The 18,032-nt window shown below is 72.5% G+C and carries 14 protein-coding genes; 12 read left to right on the forward strand and 2 right to left on the reverse strand.

Annotated elements, in window-relative coordinates; genetic code table 11:
* Window positions 1-1,271: 1,271 nt before the first annotated feature.
* Together RV986_RS41315 and mycP are read left to right on the forward strand one after the other, a co-directional pair.
* Window positions 1,272-2,867 (forward strand): hypothetical protein, encoded by a 1,596-nt coding sequence (locus RV986_RS41315; protein WP_475922297.1) that lies wholly within the window; start codon window positions 1,272-1,274, stop codon window positions 2,865-2,867.
* The gene (mycP, locus tag RV986_RS41320; protein WP_475922298.1) at window positions 2,864-4,117 is read left to right on the forward strand and encodes a type VII secretion-associated serine protease mycosin; all 1,254 of its coding nucleotides are present in this window, start codon (window positions 2,864-2,866) and stop codon (window positions 4,115-4,117) included. The genes RV986_RS41315 and mycP overlap by 4 nt, the downstream gene beginning before the upstream one ends.
* A gap of 133 nt (window positions 4,118-4,250) precedes the next feature.
* Here the strand turns inward: mycP and RV986_RS41325 are convergent, their stop codons facing one another.
* Window positions 4,251-5,225: a serine hydrolase gene (locus RV986_RS41325; RefSeq protein WP_475922299.1), complete on the reverse strand. Its 975-nt coding sequence runs from the start codon at window positions 5,223-5,225 to the stop codon at window positions 4,251-4,253.
* A 149-nt stretch (window positions 5,226-5,374) separates the two neighbouring features.
* On the opposite strand from RV986_RS41325, the gene RV986_RS41330 reads away from it, so the two are divergent.
* Entirely contained in the window at window positions 5,375-6,106 is a 732-nt protein-coding gene (locus tag RV986_RS41330) for an SseB family protein (RefSeq protein WP_475922300.1), read from the forward strand.
* Between the two features lie 53 nt (window positions 6,107-6,159).
* Here the strand turns inward: RV986_RS41330 and RV986_RS41335 are convergent, their stop codons facing one another.
* The gene (locus tag RV986_RS41335) at window positions 6,160-6,516 is read right to left on the reverse strand and encodes a DUF1844 domain-containing protein (protein ID WP_475922301.1); all 357 of its coding nucleotides are present in this window, start codon (window positions 6,514-6,516) and stop codon (window positions 6,160-6,162) included.
* Window positions 6,517-6,899: 383 nt separating this feature from the next.
* Here RV986_RS41335 and infC point away from each other — a divergent pair, with 383 nt between their 5' ends.
* The 9 genes from infC (at window position 6,900) to RV986_RS41380 (ending at window position 17,974) form a co-directional block, all read left to right on the forward strand.
* Window positions 6,900-7,616, forward strand: coding sequence for a translation initiation factor IF-3 (gene infC / locus RV986_RS41340; protein ID WP_475924622.1), 717 nt, complete (start codon window positions 6,900-6,902; stop codon window positions 7,614-7,616).
* 155 nt (window positions 7,617-7,771) lie between these two features.
* The gene (rpmI, locus tag RV986_RS41345) at window positions 7,772-7,966 is read left to right on the forward strand and encodes a 50S ribosomal protein L35 (RefSeq protein ID WP_007829094.1); all 195 of its coding nucleotides are present in this window, start codon (window positions 7,772-7,774) and stop codon (window positions 7,964-7,966) included.
* Window positions 7,967-8,062: 96 nt separating this feature from the next.
* Window positions 8,063-8,446: a 50S ribosomal protein L20 gene (gene rplT / locus RV986_RS41350; protein WP_007495403.1), complete on the forward strand. Its 384-nt coding sequence runs from the start codon at window positions 8,063-8,065 to the stop codon at window positions 8,444-8,446.
* 340 nt (window positions 8,447-8,786) lie between these two features.
* On the forward strand, window positions 8,787-9,644 hold the full coding sequence (locus RV986_RS41355) for a TrmH family RNA methyltransferase (RefSeq protein WP_475922302.1): 858 nt from the start codon (window positions 8,787-8,789) through the stop codon (window positions 9,642-9,644).
* 53 nt (window positions 9,645-9,697) lie between these two features.
* Entirely contained in the window at window positions 9,698-10,912 is a 1,215-nt protein-coding gene (locus RV986_RS41360; RefSeq protein WP_475922303.1) for a sensor histidine kinase, read from the forward strand.
* Window positions 10,913-11,092: 180 nt separating this feature from the next.
* A complete protein-coding gene (gene pheS / locus RV986_RS41365; protein WP_475922304.1) occupies window positions 11,093-12,241 on the forward strand; it encodes a phenylalanine--tRNA ligase subunit alpha in 1,149 nt (382 codons plus the stop codon).
* Window positions 12,241-14,742, forward strand: coding sequence for a phenylalanine--tRNA ligase subunit beta (gene pheT / locus RV986_RS41370; RefSeq protein WP_475922305.1), 2,502 nt, complete (start codon window positions 12,241-12,243; stop codon window positions 14,740-14,742). The genes pheS and pheT overlap by 1 nt, the downstream gene beginning before the upstream one ends.
* Window positions 14,743-15,293: 551 nt before the next feature.
* Complete coding sequence (locus tag RV986_RS41375; RefSeq protein WP_475924623.1) at window positions 15,294-16,325, forward strand: PP2C family protein-serine/threonine phosphatase; 1,032 nt, start codon at window positions 15,294-15,296, stop codon at window positions 16,323-16,325.
* 308 nt (window positions 16,326-16,633) lie between these two features.
* On the forward strand, window positions 16,634-17,974 hold the full coding sequence (locus RV986_RS41380) for a transcriptional regulator (RefSeq protein WP_475922306.1): 1,341 nt from the start codon (window positions 16,634-16,636) through the stop codon (window positions 17,972-17,974).
* The last annotated feature ends 58 nt before the right edge of the window (window positions 17,975-18,032 follow it).

An 18,032-nucleotide genomic window follows, 5' to 3' on the forward strand; every position in this document is an offset into this window, starting at 1 on the left:
CCGGCCCGTCGTCGTCGCCGCGGTCGGGAGCCCCGGCGAGCGGCGACAGCATGCTGCGCCGCCCTGCGTGGGGGCCTGGAGCGCCTTCCCGTCCGGTGTCCCCGTCGTGGGCGGGGGATCGCGACGGCGGGAGTGTTCCGCCGTCGCGCCCTGCGGGTCCGCCGCGGTCCGGAGGGGCTTCTGCGCGCCGGGACGGCGTGCCGCCCCGGCCGGCTTCGGCGCCGGGGTCCGAGGCGCCCGCTGGGCAGGGGATTTCCGGGATGTCCTCTCGTCCGGCTTCGGCGCCGGGGTTCGGAGAGTCCGTCGGGCGGGGGAGTTCCGCGCCTTCTCGTCCGGCCACCCCGCAGCGGCCCGAAACACCGCCCGCGCCCGACGCCGCGGCGCCACCGCCCCCGGCGGCTCCGCAGCGGCCCGAGCGGTCTGCCGGGAGGCCTGAGCGGCCTGCCGGGAGGGGAGACGCGCTACCGCCCCGCCCTGAGTACCTGCCCTCCGGCGCCACTTGGCGGCCCCGCTCGGCACAGCCACCCGTGGGCGGCGAGCCCTGGTCACTGCCGACCCCCGAGGAGACGCCCTCGGCCTCTGCCTGGCAGCCTGCGCCATCCCGCCGGACGGAGCCGTCCGTGACGGGTGAGTCCTGGCCGCCAGCGAGCCCGGAGGGGACATCCTCGGCCTCTGCTTGGCAGCCTGCGGCCCCTCGCCGGGTGGAGTCGGCGGAGGCGGGTGGGTCCTGGTCGCCTGCGAGTCCGGAAGAGATGCCTTCGGCGCCCGCTTGGCGGCCTGCGGCGCCCCGTCGGGTGGAGTCGTCGGTGGAAGGCGGGTCCTGGCCTCCTCCGAGCTCGGAGGAGGCGTCCTCGGCCTCTTCTTGGCGGTCTGCGGCCCCTCGCCGGGTGGAGTCGGCGGAGGCGGGTGGGTCCTGGTCGCCTGCGAGTCCGGAGGAGACGCCTTCGGCGCCCGCTTGGCAGCCTGCGCCATCCCGCCGGACGGAGCCGTCCGTGACGGGTGAGTCCTGGCCGCCAGCGAGCCCGGAGGGGACATCCTCGGCCTCTGCTTGGCAGCCTGCGGCCCCTCGCCGGGTGGAGTCGGCGGAGGCGGGTGGGTCCTGGTCGCCTGCGAGTCCGGAAGAGATGCCTTCGGCGCCCGCTTGGCGGCCTGCGGCGCCCCGTCGGGTGGAGTCGTCGGGGGCGGGTGATTCCTGGTCGCCTGCGGGTCCGGAGGAGATGCCTTCGGCGCCCGTTTGGCAGCCTGTGCCACCCCGCCGGACGGAGCCGTCCGTGGTGGGTGAGTCCTGGTCGATGCCGAGTCCCGAGGAGGCGTCCTCGGAGGCGGCCCCGCGGCCCCCCGCGCGCCGCCCGGCGGAGCCTTCCGCCACACGGGACGTCCCCGCTCCGCGCCCGCCCCGCCGGGACCGGTCGTCCTCGGCGGACGACGCCATGACCCCACCGTCCGGCCCCTCCACGGGCGGGACGCAGAGCCCCGGTGCCACCCGTGACGCCGTGCCGCGCCCGGCCGGCGAGTCCCGGCGGCCCGAGCCGACCGGCACCTCCGCCGACGCGGCCGCACGCGCGGGCGGCGCCCCCCGTACGCCGCTGTCGCCCGGCGCGTCCACCACGGACACACCGCGCCCGGCCGGCGACTCCCGGCGGCCGGCCCCGTCCGGCTCCGCCGGGAGCGCGGCTCCGGCCCCCCGCGGCCCCGCGCCGCGCTCCGGCGCCCGCGCACCGCGGCCCTTCCGGCTCTGGCACGACTCGAAGCCCTCCGCCGATGCCTCCGTCGCCACGACGACGCCTTCGGCGGCGCCGGGTGCCGGTGACGCCCCCGAGCCGCCGGGCTTCCCCGGCACCCGTACCGCCCCCGTGTCGCCGCCCCCGCCCCCGCCCCCGCCCTCCGCCCGTTTTCCCGACGCCCCGCCGTCCGGTCCGCGGACCGCCGAACCCGAGGACGGGACCACCGAGACAACCGGGCGACTGCGGCCTGTCCCCGCGGAGCCGCCCACCGAACCCCCCGGCACGGGACGCCCCTTCGTGTCGTTCGCGGAGCCCGAGATCTACGAGTCCTACGACGCGTACAGGTCGTACGACGGCGACACCGCCCGCCCGCGCCCCGTCGGCGCGCGCACCCGGCACCGGGCCGTGACGGCCGCGGCCTCTGCCGTACTGGGCCTCGGCCTCATCGGCGGTGCCGTGACCGGGAGTTGGCTGACCGGAAACGACCCGGACGCGGACAGCGCGCGCACTGCCTTCGTGGCGGCCGGGAGCCTGTGGCACAGCGTCCCCGTGGACCAGCTCTTCCCGCCCACCGTGCAGGGCCAGGGCGCGGGCCCCGGCGGCGCCGACCGCACCTGGACCCGGATCGCCGTCGCCCCCGACAGCGGCTGCGCCAACGCCTTCGACCCGCTCCTGCGCAAGGTCCTCGCCCCGGTCGGCTGTCTGCGGCTGCTGCGCGCCACCTACACGGACGCGACCCACAGCCAGGTCACCACCGTGGGCCTGCTGTTCACCAACGCGGACGCGGCGGTGATGACCTCCCTGAAGGCCCGCTTCCAGCGGGACGGTCTCGACCGGCGCAGCGACCTGATGCCCCGTGCGTACGCCGCCAAGGACACCGTCGCCGCCGGGTTCGGCGACGCCCAGCGCGCGTCCTGGACGGTGTCGGTCCTCACCGACGCCCCCGTCGTCGTCTTCGCCGTCTCCGGCTTCGCCGACGGCCGTGTCGTCACCGCCCCGCAGCCCGCCGAGGACGCCATCAAGCCGGGTTCGACCACGACCCCGGCCCAGGCGGGCCTGGGCAACGACGCGCAGGGCCTCGCCGACCGCGTCGAGCGAAGCCTCCGCAAGACCGTCGGCTCGGCCACGGAGAAGCCGTCATGACCCGCAAGGCCACCCGCAGGGTCCCCCGCGAGGCAACCCGCAGAACGACTCGCAGAGCCACTCCCAGGGCCCCTCACCGGGCCGGGGTCCTCAGCGTGCTGCTGGCCGCCTCCCTCGCCCTGCTCCCGTCCACCGCCGCGCACGCCGACGGCATACGCGCCCAGCAGTGGGCCCTCGACGCGATGCACACCCAGCAGGCATGGCGGACCACGAAGGGGCAGGGCATCACCGTCGCGGTCCTCGACACGGGCGTCGACGACCAGCACCCGGACCTGGTCGGCAACGTCCTGCCGGGAAAGGACATGGTCGGCTTCGGGGCGCAGCGCGGTGACCGCGCCTGGGCCCGGCACGGCACCGCCATGGCGGGGATCATCGCCGGCCACGGACACGGCGTCGGCAACGGCGACGGAGTCCTCGGCATCGCCCCGGAGGCGAAGATCCTCCCCGTCCGCGTCATCCTCGAAGACGGCGACACCGCCCGTACGAGGGCCCGCAACACCCGGGGCAACGCCCTCGCCGAGGGCATCCGCTGGGCCACCGACCACGGCGCCGACGTCATCAACCTCTCCCTCGGCGACGACTCCAAGTCCGCCCACCCGGAGCCGTCCGAGGACGCCGCCGTCCAGTACGCCCTGAAGAAGGGCGCCGTCGTCGTCGCCTCGGCGGGCAACGGCGGCGAGAAGGGCGACCACATTTCCTACCCGGCGGCGTACCCGGGCGTGATCGCCGCGACGGCCGTCGACAGCAACGGGACCCGCGCCTCGTTCTCCACCCGCCGCTGGTACGCCACGGTCAGCGCCCCCGGCGTGGACGTGGTCATCGCCGATCCGGACGACAGGTACTACGAGGGCTGGGGCACCAGCGCCGCCTCCGCGTTCGTCTCCGGCGCGGTCGCGCTCGTCAAGGCGGCCCACCCGGGCCTGTCCCCGGCGCAGATCAAGAAGCTCCTGGAGGACACCGCCCGCGACACCCCCAGCGGCGGCCGCGACGACTCCCGCGGCTTCGGCTTCGTCGACCCCGCGGCCGCCATCGCGGCGGGCGCCCGCCTCAAGCCGGAGAACACGCGCGCGGCCGCGTACGGTCAGAAGTACTTCGGCACGGGCCCGGACGCCCCCGAGGAGGACGACCAGCCGTCCGGCTGGCTGGGCCCGGTGGCCGGCGGCGCGGGTGTGCTCCTGCTGGCCACGTCGGTACTCCTGTGGCGAGGCCGCAGGTTCTCGGGTCAGGACGTGTCAGGCGAGACCCTGTAAGAGGGGCTCGGCCAGAGGCGCCCCGACAGGGGCGCGGGGAACTGCGCGACCAGCCACGACGAACCCGCACCCAACCGAACACCCCGCACCCTTACGGACCCCCGGACCCCCGGACCCCCGGCCTCCCCCGGACTCACGCGGAGCCGAACGCGGCCACCGCCGCCCTCGCCGCCGCCTCCACCACCGAAATCCCCTTCGCCTTCGTCGAGTTGCCGTCGGACAACGCCGCGACCAGGTAGTCGTCCCCGTCGACAGTGACCTGCCCGATGCTGTTGATGTCCCACAGCCCGGTCGTACTCCGCGCCAGCCACCCGTTCTTCAGCGCCCACGCGGTGCCGTCGGCCGCCGCCGACACCCCCCAGTGCTGATCGGCGGCGATCTCGCCCATCAGCCCCTGGAGATACGTCCGCGAGGCCTCGCTGAGTTCGGAGTCGTCCCCGAACACCTGCTGGAGCAGGGTCAGCTGGTCGGCGGCCGTGGTCTGGGTCAGCCCCCACAGCGCACCGTCCCCGCCGGACGTACCGGTCAGCCCGAACCGCTTGTTCGCGGCGTCGAGGCCGCCCGCCTGCCCGATGATGTCCCACAGCGCGGACGCGGACGCGTTGTCGCTGTTCGTGATCATCGCGGTGGCGTACGTCTTCTCCGTCGCCGTCAGATGCCGGTCCGCGTCCTGTGCCTGGAGCAGCAGCGTCGCCAGGATGTCGACCTTGACGATGCTCGCCGTGTCGAAGGTCCCCTTGCCGTACGCGGCGCTCTCGCCGGAGGCGACGTCGAGCACCGCGACCGAGACCTGGGTGCTGTCCTCGACGGTCACGGCGTCCATCGCCTTGCCCAGCCGCGCGGCCCGCTCCGCCGAGGCCTCCGTCACAGGTTCCACCGATGCCTCCTCGCTCGCGGCCGCCGACGCCGGGGACGGCGTCGGGGTCGATGTGTCCGGCGATGCCGAGGAGGAGGATACGAGGCCGTCGCGGTCGTGCGCCTGTGCCTTCACGTACACGGCACCGGCCGCCGTACCGCCCACGAGGACGGTGGAAGCCACCACGATGTAGGCAAGGGTCCTTCGTCCGGAGGGGCGGTTGTGACGCCGACGAGCTCTGTGAGGGGCCATTCCGCGATGCTCGGGGTCACGCCTGTGCCCGGCGTTAGACGCATGTTAGAGGTGGGTCAGCGAACGCTGAGAATCCCGTGAAAGCCGTCAACGCCAGGTTTCGGGACCCGCACAACCGCAGCAGCATTCCCCCGATAGGGTCGGGGACCGTGGCGAACAAGAACATTCCCGACTCCGGCTTCCCCGACGACGACGGCTCCGCCGATCCCCGGCTGAGCGCGGCACTCGCGGCCTGGGCCGAGGACCGCACCGCCGTGGGGCCGGTCCTGGAGGCGCTCAGCGGCGCCCGGCTTCTCGTGCCCGTCGTGGCCGTGCTCGGCGAGGTGGAGCAGGACGAGAACGGACTGCGCCACGAGAAGACCAGCGACATGGCGGTGCCGACCCTGAAGGCGGGCCACCGCACGGCCCTGCCCGCCTTCACCTCCACCGAGTCGCTGGCCCGCTGGGACCCGGCGGCCCGCCCCGTGGCCGTACCCCTGCACCAGGCCCTGCAGGCCGCCGCGCACGAGAAGGCCGACACGGTCGTCCTCGACCTGGCCGGTCCGGTGCCGTACGAGCTGAGCGGCTCGGCGCTGCTCGCCCTCGCCGAGGGGCGCACGACGGCGGACCCGCTCGCCGATCCCGCCGTGGTCGGGGCGGTACGCGCCGCCGTGGCCGCCGAGCCTGCCGTACTCCGCGCCCACCTGGGGCCCGGCCAGGCGGACGGCACCCTCGCGCTCGTACTGGACCCGTCCGCGGCCCCGGCCGAGGCCGCCCGCGCGCTCGCCGAGCGGCTCGCCGCCGACGAGACACTGAGGGCCCGCCTGGTACGCGGCCTCGACCTGGCACTGCTGCCGGCCGGGACGACGCCACCGGGCGAGCCCTTGTACGTACGTCAGTAGAAAGCGGGAGCGGAAGAGGAAGAGGAACCAAGGCCTCTCCGGCGGATCAGGCCCTAGCCGTAGACCGGGCCCGTGTACTTCTCGCCCGGGCCCTGGCCCGGCTCGTCCGGGACGATCGACGCCTCGCGGAACGCCAGCTGCAGCGACTTCAGGCCGTCGCGCAGCGGGGACGCGTGGAAGGAGCTGATCTCGGTCGTGCTCGCGTCGAGCAGCCCGGCGAGCGCGTGGATCAGCTTGCGCGCCTCGTCGAGGTCCTTGTACTTGTCGCCCTCCTCGGTCAGACCGAGCTTCACGGCGGCGGCGCTCATCAGGTTGACGGCGACCGTCACGAGGACCTCGACCGCGGGGACCTCGGCGATGTCGCGGGTCATGCTGTCGAAGTCGGGATTCTGGGGAGGGGTGTCACTCATGTCCCACACGATAGGGCCCGGCACACGGGCCCCCGTTCGCGGGAGCCGGAAGGCGCTCGGTTAGCGCGTGCCCGGGGGAGCTGCTAACCTTGTGTAACGACCGGCCGGATGCGCCCAGACGTATGTCAGTGTGTTCGGCCCACAAGTGGAGGCTCCGATCTCCCACCCGACCGTCCTCAGGGATGGCGGGTCTCCCGGTCAGGCGGCCACCACCGTTCCGTACGGACGGTGGAGTCGCCCGAATGTGCGCCCCGCGGTTCACCGCGGCGGTGTTCCGGTATTCCTTGGAGCCCCGCCTGTGTACCGTCCGGGGCATTTTTCATGCCCCGCGGGGGTTGGTCCACATGTCATCAGAGACATACGCGGCTGTCCGCCAGACCGCCGTGTGGTGCTACCGAGGAGGATCCATCAGCACCGAGCCCCGCATCAACGACCGGATTCGCGTTCCCGAGGTGCGACTTGTCGGTCCCAGCGGCGAGCAGGTCGGGATTGTTCCGCTTGCCAAGGCGCTGGAGCTTGCGCAGGAGTACGACCTCGACCTGGTTGAGGTGGCGGCGAGCGCGCGTCCGCCGGTCTGCAAGCTCATGGACTACGGCAAGTTCAAGTACGAGTCGGCCATGAAGGCCCGTGAGGCGCGCAAGAACCAGGCGCACACGGTCATCAAGGAAATGAAGCTCCGGCCGAAGATCGACCCGCACGACTACGACACCAAAAAGGGTCACGTCGTCCGGTTCCTCAAGCAGGGCGACAAGGTCAAGATCACGATCATGTTCCGCGGTCGTGAGCAGTCCCGGCCGGAACTCGGCTACCGACTGCTGCAGCGTCTCGCGTCGGACGTCGAGGACCTCGGGTTCATCGAGTCGAACCCGAAGCAGGACGGCCGAAACATGATCATGGTTCTCGGTCCGCACAAGAAGAAGACCGAGGCGATGGCCGAGGCCCGTGAGGCCCAGGCGGCTCGTAAGGCCGAAGCGAAGGCCAACCCCGGTCGCTCGCAGAACGCCGCCGACGGTGAGCTCGCCGAGGGTGAACTCGCCGAGGGCGAGACCACCGAGGCCGAGACCGCCGAGGCCCCGGCCGAGGCTTCCGCCGAGGCCTGATCCCAGGGTGAGGGCTCCGGGGGGTCCGGGACGACAGTCCGTGGAATCCCCGGGACGTGAGTCCAGGGATGTCAACCGATACATACATGACGTTCCACCGTGCCCGGTTTAACGACCGGGCATCGGAACGCCACTGACGAGGAGAGAACGGCGCTATGCCGAAGAATAAGTCGCACAGCGGTGCCAGCAAGCGCTTCAAGGTCACCGGCTCCGGCAAGGTGCTCCGTGAGCGCGCCGGCAAGCGCCACCTGCTCGAGCACAAGTCGTCCCGTCTGACGCGTCGTCTCACCGGCAATGCCGAGATGGCCCCGGGCGACGCCAAGAAGATCAAGAAGCTTCTCGGCAAGTGACGTCGGGCGCGCAGGGCGCGCCTGACCTCCGACCGGGACCCAATCGATTTCGGGCCATGTGACGACAACCACGGCCCCGCTACAAGGAGTTAACAAGTGGCACGCGTCAAGCGGGCAGTCAACGCCCACAAGAAGCGCCGGGCGATCCTCGAAGCCGCCTCGGGCTACCGCGGTCAGCGTTCGCGTCTGTACCGCAAGGCCAAGGAGCAGGTCACCCACTCGCTGGTCTACAACTACAACGACCGCAAGAAGCGCAAGGGTGACTTCCGTCAGCTGTGGATCCAGCGCATCAACGCCGCTGCCCGCGCCAACGGCATCACGTACAACCGCTTCATCCAGGGTCTGAAGGCCGCGAACGTCGAGGTCGACCGCAAGATCCTGGCCGAGCTGGCCGTGAACGACGCCGGTGCGTTCGCCGCGCTCGTCGAGGTCGCGCAGAAGGCGCTGCCGTCGGACGTCAACGCGCCGAAGGCCGCGTGACGCTCGCGCTCGCCTGAGCCGTACGCCGCTGTGGACCCGCTTGCCTCACGGCTTGCGGGTCCCGGTGCGTTCGGGCTCCGCCGGGCCGGGGTCGACCGATCCGGCACCGGCGGGCCGCGTCCCGGCGCGTCGCCGGGACGCCGTCCCGGTCGACGTGGGCTGGTCGAAGCCCTGTCGGACCGAGCCTCGGGGTCCGTCAGGCGGCGGTGGTCCCATCACCCCAGGCCGAAAACATTCGCCGCAGCCCGCGGAAGCAGACGCAGATGTCGACGGCGGGTACGTATCGCCCCCTCCGTAAATCGACGTAAATCGACCTTCCGCAAACCCCTGAGGTGACCCCATGCCCGCCGCCCCCGAGCTGATCTCCCCGCGCTCGCCCCGCGTCCTGGCCGCGCGGCGGCTGGCCAGGCGGAACTTCCGGGGCAAGGAGCGGCTGTTCCTCGCCGAGGGACCGCAGGCCGTGCGCGAGGCGGCGGCACACCGCGTCGACGGGGCCGCCACACTCCTCGAACTGTTCGCGACCGTGGAGGCCGCCGAGCGCTACGCCGACATCGTCGGGGACGCCCGGGCCGCCGGGGCCCGGGTGCACCTCGCGGAGGAGGACGTGATCGCCGACATCTCCACCACCGTCACTCCGCAGGGGCTCGTCGGGGTCTGCCGGTTCCTGGACACCCCGTTCGAAGAGATCCTCGCGGCCCGGCCCAGGCTGGTCGCCGTACTCGCGCACGTCCGCGACCCCGGGAACGCCGGCACCGTGCTGCGGTGCGCGGACGCCGCCGGCGCCGAGGCCGTCGTACTGACCGACGCGTCCGTCGACCTGTACAACCCCAAGGCCGTACGGGCCTCGGTCGGTTCCCTCTTTCACCTGCCGGTGGCCGTCGGGGTGCCCGTGGAGACAGCCGTGGAGGGCCTCAAGGGCGCAGGTGTACGGATCCTCGCGGCCGACGGCGCGGGCGAGGACGACCTCGACGACGAGCTGGACAAGGGGACCATGGGCGGGCCCACCGCCTGGGTGTTCGGGAACGAGGCCTGGGGGCTCCCGGAGGAGACGCGCGCGCTGGCCGATGCCGTCGTGCGCGTACCGATCCACGGAAAGGCCGAGAGTCTGAACCTCGCGACGGCCGCCGCCGTATGTCTCTACGCGTCCGCCCGTGCACAGCGCGCCTCCGCAGGGTGCCGCTCCGTCACCGACAGCTAGTAGGGTGACGGGCTCGGGGGCCCACTGCGCCAGACGAGAGGTGGGGTACGGGGATGGGTGTCGGCACGAGCGGTGCGAAGAGCGCACCGCGCGCACGGGACGTGCGCGACACGCCCGCGTCCCGGAGCGACGATCAACGCGACGGCCAGGACGGCCGACTCGGTGCTGATCAGGGCGCCGATCGCGGAACCGAACCGGGTGTCGAGCCCGACGACCTGCCCGACGGGCTGGTCGTCGCCGACGAGGACGGCCGGGTGATCTGCTTCAACGCCGCCGCCGCCCGTATCACCGCCGTCTCCGCCGCCGACGCCCTCGGACGCCATCTGGAGGCGGCGCTCCCGTTGGAGGACTTGGAAGGCCGCCGCTGGTGGCAGCTGACCGACCCGTACGGCGGGCTCGCGATCCGGGTCGGACAGCCCGAGCGGAACCTGCTGCTGCCCGGAGGGCGGGAGGTGCTCGTCACCGCACGCTATGTGCGCACCCGGCCCACCGGGCCCGTCCGCCGTGTCGTCGTCTCGCTGCGCGACACCGAGGCCCGCCGCCGCACCGAACGCAGCCACGCCGAGCTGATCGCCACGGTCGCCCACGAACTGCGCTCCCCGCTCACCTCCGTCAAGGGCTTCACGGCCACCCTGCTCGCCAAATGGGAACGCTTCACCGACGACCAGAAGAAACTCATGCTGGAGACCGTCGACGCCGACGCCAACCGGGTCACCCGGCTCATCGCCGAGCTGCTCGACATCTCCCGCATCGATTCCGGCCGCCTCGAAGTGCGCCGCCAGCCCGTCGACATCGGCGCGGCCGTCGGGCGCCACATCCAGGCGTACGTCACCTCGGGCCAGCCCGCCGACCGCTTCCTGCTGCGCATCGAGCAGCCCCTGCCGCCGCTCTGGGCCGATCCCGACAAGATCGACCAGGTACTGAGCAACCTGCTCGAAAACGCGGTGCGGCACGGCGAGGGAACTGTCACCATCGACGTCACGCCCTCGGTGTCCCCGCACGAGCGGGAGGACCGGGAAGAGGCGGCGTACGATGCCACGTCGGTCACCGTGAGCGACGAGGGCACCGGCATTCCGGAGGAGTCCATGAACCGCGTCTTCACCCGCTTCTGGCGGGGCAGCAAGCGCGGCGGCACGGGCCTCGGTCTGTACATCGTCAAGGGCATCGTCGAGGCCCACGGTGGCACCATCACGGTCGGCCGCGCCCCCGGCGGCGGTGCCGAGTTCCGATTTACGTTGCCCGTGGGCACCCCGGCGTATCTGCTGTAACGCCGAAGCGGCCCCACGGGCGCGGTCGTTTCCGGAGCCCCGCTCGGACACCCGGTCCGGGGCGGGCTCCCACCCCGTTAGACTCGGCTTTTGGCACCTTTGCGTCCCCGTTTCAGGGACGATGCGTCCCCCGAGTCGGGACGGGGACCATCCGCCAGCCAACCGGAAGCACGGGAAGAGATGTCGGCACCGAATAAGTCGTACGACCCTGTAGAGGTCGAGGCCTTGAAACCGGAAGAGATCGAGCGCATGCGGGACGAGGCGCTCGCCGCCTTCGCCGCCGCCGGTGACCTCGACGCGCTCCAGGAGGCCAAGGTCGCCCACACCGGCGGCACCTCGCCGCTGGCCCTCGCCAACCGCGAGATCGGCGCCCTGCCCCCGCATGCCAAGGCGGCCGCCGGCAAGCTGGTCGGCCAGGCCCGTGGCGCCGTGAACAAGGCCCTCGCCGCCCGCCAGACCGAGCTGGAGGCCGAGCGTGACGCCCGGGTGCTGGTCGAGGAGGCGGTGGACGTCACGCTGCCGTACGACCGCGTACCGGCCGGCGCCCGCCACCCGCTGACCACGTTCATGGAGCGGGTCGCGGACGTCTTCGTGTCCATGGGATACGAGGTCGCCGAGGGCCCCGAGGTCGAGGCGGAGTGGTTCAACTTCGACGCCCTGAACTTCACGCCCGACCACCCGGCCCGGCAGATGCAGGACACCTTCTTCGTCGAGGGCCCGAAGACGGAGTCCGACAGCGGCTCCGCCGCGGGCCATGGTGAGTCCGGCGTGGTGCTGCGCACCCACACCTCGCCCGTGCAGGCCCGCGCCATGCTCGACCGCGAGCCGCCCGTCTACATCGTCTGCCCCGGCCGTGTGTACCGCACGGACGAGCTGGACGCCACGCACACCCCGGTCTTCCACCAGATCGAGCTCCTCGCCATCGACGAGGGCCTGACCATGGCCGACCTCAAGGGCACCCTCGACCACATGGTCCAGTCGCTCTTCGGCCCGGAGATGAAGACCCGGCTGCGGCCGAACTACTTCCCCTTCACCGAGCCGTCCGCCGAGATGGACATGCTCTGCTACGTCTGCAAGGGCGAGTCCGTCGGCAACCCCGACCGCCCCTGCCGGACCTGCTCCTCCGAGGGCTGGATCGAGCTGGGCGGCTGCGGCATGGTCAACCCCCGGGTGCTGGTCGCCTGCGGCGTCGACCCGGAGAAGTACAGCGGATTCGCCTTCGGGTTCGGCATCGAGCGGATGCTGATGTTCCGCCACAACGTCGAAGACATGCGAGACATGGTCGAGGGTGACGTCCGGTTCACCCGGCCGTTCGGGATGGAGATCTGATGCGGGTCCCGCTTTCTTGGCTGCGGGAGTACGTCGACCTGCCGGCGACGGAGACCGGGCGCGACGTCCAGGCCAAGCTCATTTCGGTCGGTCTTGAGGTCGAGACCGTCGAGCAGCTCGGCGCCGACCTCAAGGGCCCCCTGGTCGTCGGCCAGGTGCTGACCATCGAGGAGCTGGAGGGCTTCAAGAAGCCCATCCGCTTCTGCACGGTCGACGTCGGCCAGGCCAACGGCACCGGTGAGCCCCAGGAGATCGTCTGCGGCGCCCGCAACTTCGCCGTCGGCGACAAGGTCGTCGTGGTCCTGCCGGGCGCGGTTCTGCCCGGCAACTTCGCGATCGCCGCGCGCGAGACGTACGGCCACACCTCGCACGGCATGATCTGCTCCGGCGACGAGCTGGGCATGGGCGACGACGGCAGCGGCGGCATCATCGTGCTGCCGCCCGAGCACGAGGTCGGCACCGACGCCATCGAGCTGCTCCAGCTCGTCGACGAGGTCCTCGACATCGCCGTCACGCCCGACCGTGGCTACGCCCTGTCGATCCGCGGCGTGGCCCGCGAGGCCGCCATCGCCTACGGCCTGCCGCTGCGCGACCCGGCGCTGCTCGACGTACCCGCCCCGAACGCCTTCGGCTACCCGGTGCAGGTCTCCGATCCGATGGGCTGCGACCGCTTCACCGCGCGTACGGTGACCGGTCTCGACCCCGAGGCACACTCCCCGATCTGGCTGCGCCGCCGCCTGCAGAAGGCGGGCATGCGCCCGATCTCGCTCGCCGTCGACATCACCAACTACGTGATGCTGGAGGTCGGCCAGCCCCTGCACGCGTACGACCGCACCCGCGTCCAGGGCGCGATCGGTGTGCGCCGGGCCGCGCAGGGCGAGAAGATCACCACCCTCGACGGCGTCACTCGCACGCTGGACGCCGAGGACCTGGTCATCACCGACGACCGCGGCCCCATCGGCCTCGCGGGCGTCATGGGCGGCGCCGACACGGAGATCGACGACACCGAGGGCACCACCACCGAGGTCGTCATCGAGGCCGCGCACTTCGACGCGCTCTCCATCGCCCGCACGGCCCGCCGCCACAAGCTGGCCTCCGAGGCGTCCAAGCGCTTCGAGCGCGGCGTCGACCCGCAGGCCGCCTCGGCCGCCGCCCAGCGGACCGTCGACCTCCTCGTGCTCCTCGCCGGCGGCACCGCCGACGCCGGGGTCACCGAGGTCATCGCGCCCTCCGCGCCGCACACCATCACCATCCCGGCGAACCACGCGGACAAGGTGGCCGGTGTCGACTACGGCCGCGAGACCGTCGTCCGCCGCCTCCAGCAGGTCGGCTGCGACGTCTACGGGCAGGACGAGCTGATCGTCACCGTGCCGTCCTGGCGGCCCGACCTGACCGACCCGAACGACCTGGCCGAAGAGGTCATCCGTCTGGAGGGCTACGAGAACCTGCCCTCCACGCTCCCCAAGCCCCCCGCGGGCCTGGGCCTCACCGACCGGCAGCGGCTGCACCGCCGGATCGGCCGCGTGCTGGCCGGCGCCGGTTACGTCGAGGCGCTGAACTACCCGTTCATCGGCGAGCACGTCCTCGACCAGTTCGGCCTGGCCGCCGACGACCCGAAGCGCAAGGTCGTCAAGCTGGTCAACCCGCTCTCCGACGAGGAGCCCGCGCTCCGTACGACGCTGCTGCCGGGCCTGCTCCAGGCCTTGCGCCGCAACGACGGGCGCGGCAGCCACGACCTGGCGCTCTTCGAGACCGGGCTCGTCTTCCAGCCGCAGAACGAGCTGCGCGTCGCGGGCCGGCTGCCCGTCGACCGCCGTCCCACCGACGAGGAGATCGCGTCCCTCACGGCTGCGCTCCCCGTCCAGCCCCGGCACGCCGCCGTCGTCCTCGCGGGCGCCCGCGAGCAGGCCGGCTGGTGGGGCAAGGGCCGCCCGGCCGACTGGGCCGACGCCATCGAGGCCGCGCGCTCGCTGGCCCGCGAGGCGGGGACCGAACTCCTCGTCCGCTCCGGCCAGTACGGGCCCTGGCACCCGGGCCGCTGCGCCGAGCTCGCCGTCGTCCTCGACGGCGCGGAGCAGGTCATCGGGTACGCCGGTGAGCTGCACCCCCGAGTGGTGAAGTCCCTGGGTCTGCCCGATCGCAGCTGCGCGATGGAGCTGGACCTGGACGCGCTGGAGCAGGCGAGCGCGGGTGTCCCCAAGGGCCCGAAGATCTCGACGTTCCCGGTCGCCACGCAGGACGTCGCGCTGGTCGTCTCCCGTGACGTCCCACACGCGGACGTCGAGGCCGCGCTGCGCGACGGTGCCGGTGAACTGCTGGAGTCCATCCGGCTCTTCGACGTGTACGAGAGCGAGCAGCTGGGCGAGGACAAGAAGTCCCTGGCGTACGCGCTGCGCTTCCGTGCCGCCGATCGCACGCTGACCGTCGACGAGGCCTCCGCGGCGCGTGACGCGGCGGTGGCCCTCGCGGGCGAGCGTACGGGGGCGGTGCTCCGGGGCTAGCTCCGGCGGGGAATGTCCGGGGAACTGTGGGTCGTTTGTTGGCCGCGAGTCGCTCGTGGCTGGGCGCGCAGTTCCCCGCTCCCCTTCCAGGGGCGCTCACCCCGGCGCCCACCTGCATAAATGCATGGATCCGAAGGTGAGTCACTCTTTCGGGTGGCAAGTCGGGGTGATCCGGCTCGATCGGAGCATGCGGTCGACAGAATCGGACCGGCCTCTCGGAGGCTGTCCGCGCTGTCAGGCCAATGGGGGGGCCAATCGGCATGATCCGTATCAAGGCTGGGGCTCCCCGTAGGGCGAGGCCCCGGACGAATTCGCGGGGGCCGGCCCGGACGGGCCTCCCGGCGCGGCGCCGGGGGAACGGTCTGCGGGCCGGGCTCGTCCGGGCGGTGCGCCGGGGCAGACCCCGAGTGCGACTCACCAGGGCGATTCACCGAGGTGGTCTGCGGGGCGGCCTCGACCAGACCGTCCGCAGGGCCGAGCGGTGGCCGCTGCGGCGCGTGCTGAGCCTGGGGCTGCCCACGGTCTGGGGGGCGATCGCGATCACGTACAAAATGAGCTGCCCACTCGCCCAGCGGGACGGGCTGGAGGCGCGGATCGTCACCAGTGCCGTCTTCTTCGCGGTCGGCACGGGACTGATCCTGCACGTCAGAGCGACGCTGCTGCGGGAGCTACAGCAGATCCGCAAGGTCGCGGGCGCCGCCCAGAGCGTGCTGCTGCGGCCGCTGCCCCCGCGCATCGACGGGCTGAACGTCGCCGCGGCCCAGCTCTCCGCGGACCGCGGCGCCAACATCGGCGGTGATCTGTACGAGGTGATCGCCACCGAGCACGGTGTACGGATCGTCATGGGCGACGTCCGCGGACACGGCCTCGGCGCCATCGCAACCGTCGCGGCCGTCCTGGGCAGCTTCCGCGAGGCCGTGCACGACGAGGCCGACCTCGGCCGTGTGCTCCGGCGGCTGGAACGCGCCCTCGCCCGGCACCTGGGTGAGCGGAGCCGGGCCGAGCATCCCTCGTCCGGTCCTGATCCCGACAGCTCGGTCGCCGAGGAGTTCGTCACCGTACTGCTCCTGGAGATCCGTCGCGACGGCGAGGTGTACGCCCTCAACTGCGGTCACCCGTCGCCGTATCTGCTCAGCGCCGGCCGCGTCGAACCGCTCGCCCGCGTCGAACCGCTGCCGCCGCTCGGCGCGTTCCCGCTCCCGGCCGAGCTGGAGCCCGCCCGCTGCGGTCAACTCCTCCCCGGCGAGGCCCTGTTCCTGCACACCGACGGAGTCGAGGACGCCCGCGACGCCCAGGGCCGGTTCTTCCCGCTGCCCGCCACCCTGGCCGAGGCCGTCCGCACCCAGCCCGTCTCCCCGCAGAGCGTGCTCAGAACCGTCTTCACCCGCCTGCTGCGCCATACCGGCGGCAGACCGGCGGACGACGTCGCCGTCCTGATCCTCCGCAACGACCGCAACTGCATCCCGACGCAGCAGGGCCAGCCCCCAGCGCATCAGGTCACGCGAGCGCAAGGCTTTTTAGGGGCGCGGGGAACTGCGCGCCCAGCCACGAAGCACCCGCACCCGACGAACAAGCCACAGTGACCCGGCACATTCGGCGGAGCGAGCCGGCGGGGCGAACCGGCGGAGCCGTCCGCCCCGCCACGGAGTGTCGGGCAGGCGGCTGGGCGGACGGCGCGGATTCGGGCCGCCGCACTGTGTGAGGGGGAGCCGGCGGCCCGGCCGGCCTCTTGCGAGGCATTTCAGTCAACAGGCCCGAAACGCTCTGCGACAGCGTGCACACCGTACGGATACGGGCATTCCGTTCACACCCCGTGTGAAGGGGGACCCATAAGCAACAGGGACGGATTACTCTGACCGCACTGTCGCCACCGCGCCACCCGGGGGCCCGCATGCAGCCCAACACTCTGCTCGACGCGATACTCGACGAGGCCGGTATCTCGCACAGCGGACTCGCCGCGCACGTCAACCAGGCGGGGAGGGCGCGCGGCCTCGCGCTGAGATACGAACATACGGCCGTGGCGCGGTGGTTGAAGGGTCAGCGCCCGCGCGGCCAGGTTCCCGACCTGATCTGCGAAGTGCTCGCGGGACGCCTGCACCGGCCCGTCACACTCGACGACATCGGCCTCGGTGTGCCCGGCGAGCCGTCCGCCCCGCACGGCACCTCGCTCTCCGGCTTCGTGGAGCGCGCCACCGCGCTGTGGCGCTCCGACGAACAGCAGCGCCCGCACCTCCTCGGCGCACCGGCCGTCACCGGCACGCCCGCCGTGATGCCCGTGTGGGAGTGGGAGAACCCGCCCGAGGACGTGGACGTCTCGCGCGGCGGACGCCAGCACGTGAGCATGGCCGACATCGAGATGCTGCGCGCGGCCCGTGCCCACTACGAGCAGATGTACCGCAAGGCGGGCGGCGTCGCGACCCGCACCCGGATCGTCGGCTTCCTCAACGCGGAGACCGCGCCCCTGCTGCGTGGCAGCTACACCGACGCCACCGGCCGCCAACTCCACCGCGCGACGGGCGGGTTGGTCGCCATCGCGGGCATCTGCGCGTACGACTCCGACGCGCACGGCCTCGCCCAGCGCTATTTCCACCAGGCGCTGAGACTGGCGAAGGCCAGCGGGGACAGAGGGCTGGGGGCGTATGTCATAGCCCTGCTCGTCAACCAGGCGCTGTTCATGTGCGAGCACCGGCAGGCCGTGGCCTTCGCGGAGGCCGCGCTGCGCGCCGCCGGACGGCACATCACTCCGGCGCTCGCCTCCGACCTCTACGCGATGCAGGCCAAGGCGTACGCGCACCTCGGCGACGGCAGCAGCGCGCTGTCCTGCATCCGGCGGGCCGAACAGGCCGCCGAGCGCATCCGGCGCGGTTACGAGCCCGACGAGACCGGCTATGTCCAGCCGGGCCTGGTCAACGTGCAGGTGGCGGAAGCCCTGCTCAGCCTCGGCGACCTGGTGGCCGCGGCGGCGCACGCCGTGGCGGCCGTGGACACCCCGGCGCACGACCGGGGGCGCGTGCACCGGCTCGCCATGCTCAGTCAGATCGAGCTGCGCCAGGGCAACGCGGACAAGGCGGTGGCCACCGCGGTCCAAATGGCCGAGCAGGCACGGGGAATGGAGTCCCAGCGACTGCGCGACAGACTCCGGGCGGTACGCGAACACCTGGTGCGCAGCGGCTGTGCGGGCACGGCCGAGGCCGCCGAACTCATCGACGGAGCACTGCGCGTACCGCTCTAGAACACCGAGTCCGCCGTCGTACGGTCCGCTGTGCGCTGCTGTGCGCCTGCTGTCACCT

The sequence above is a fragment of the Streptomyces sp. RLA012 genome (genome assembly GCF_056270325.1).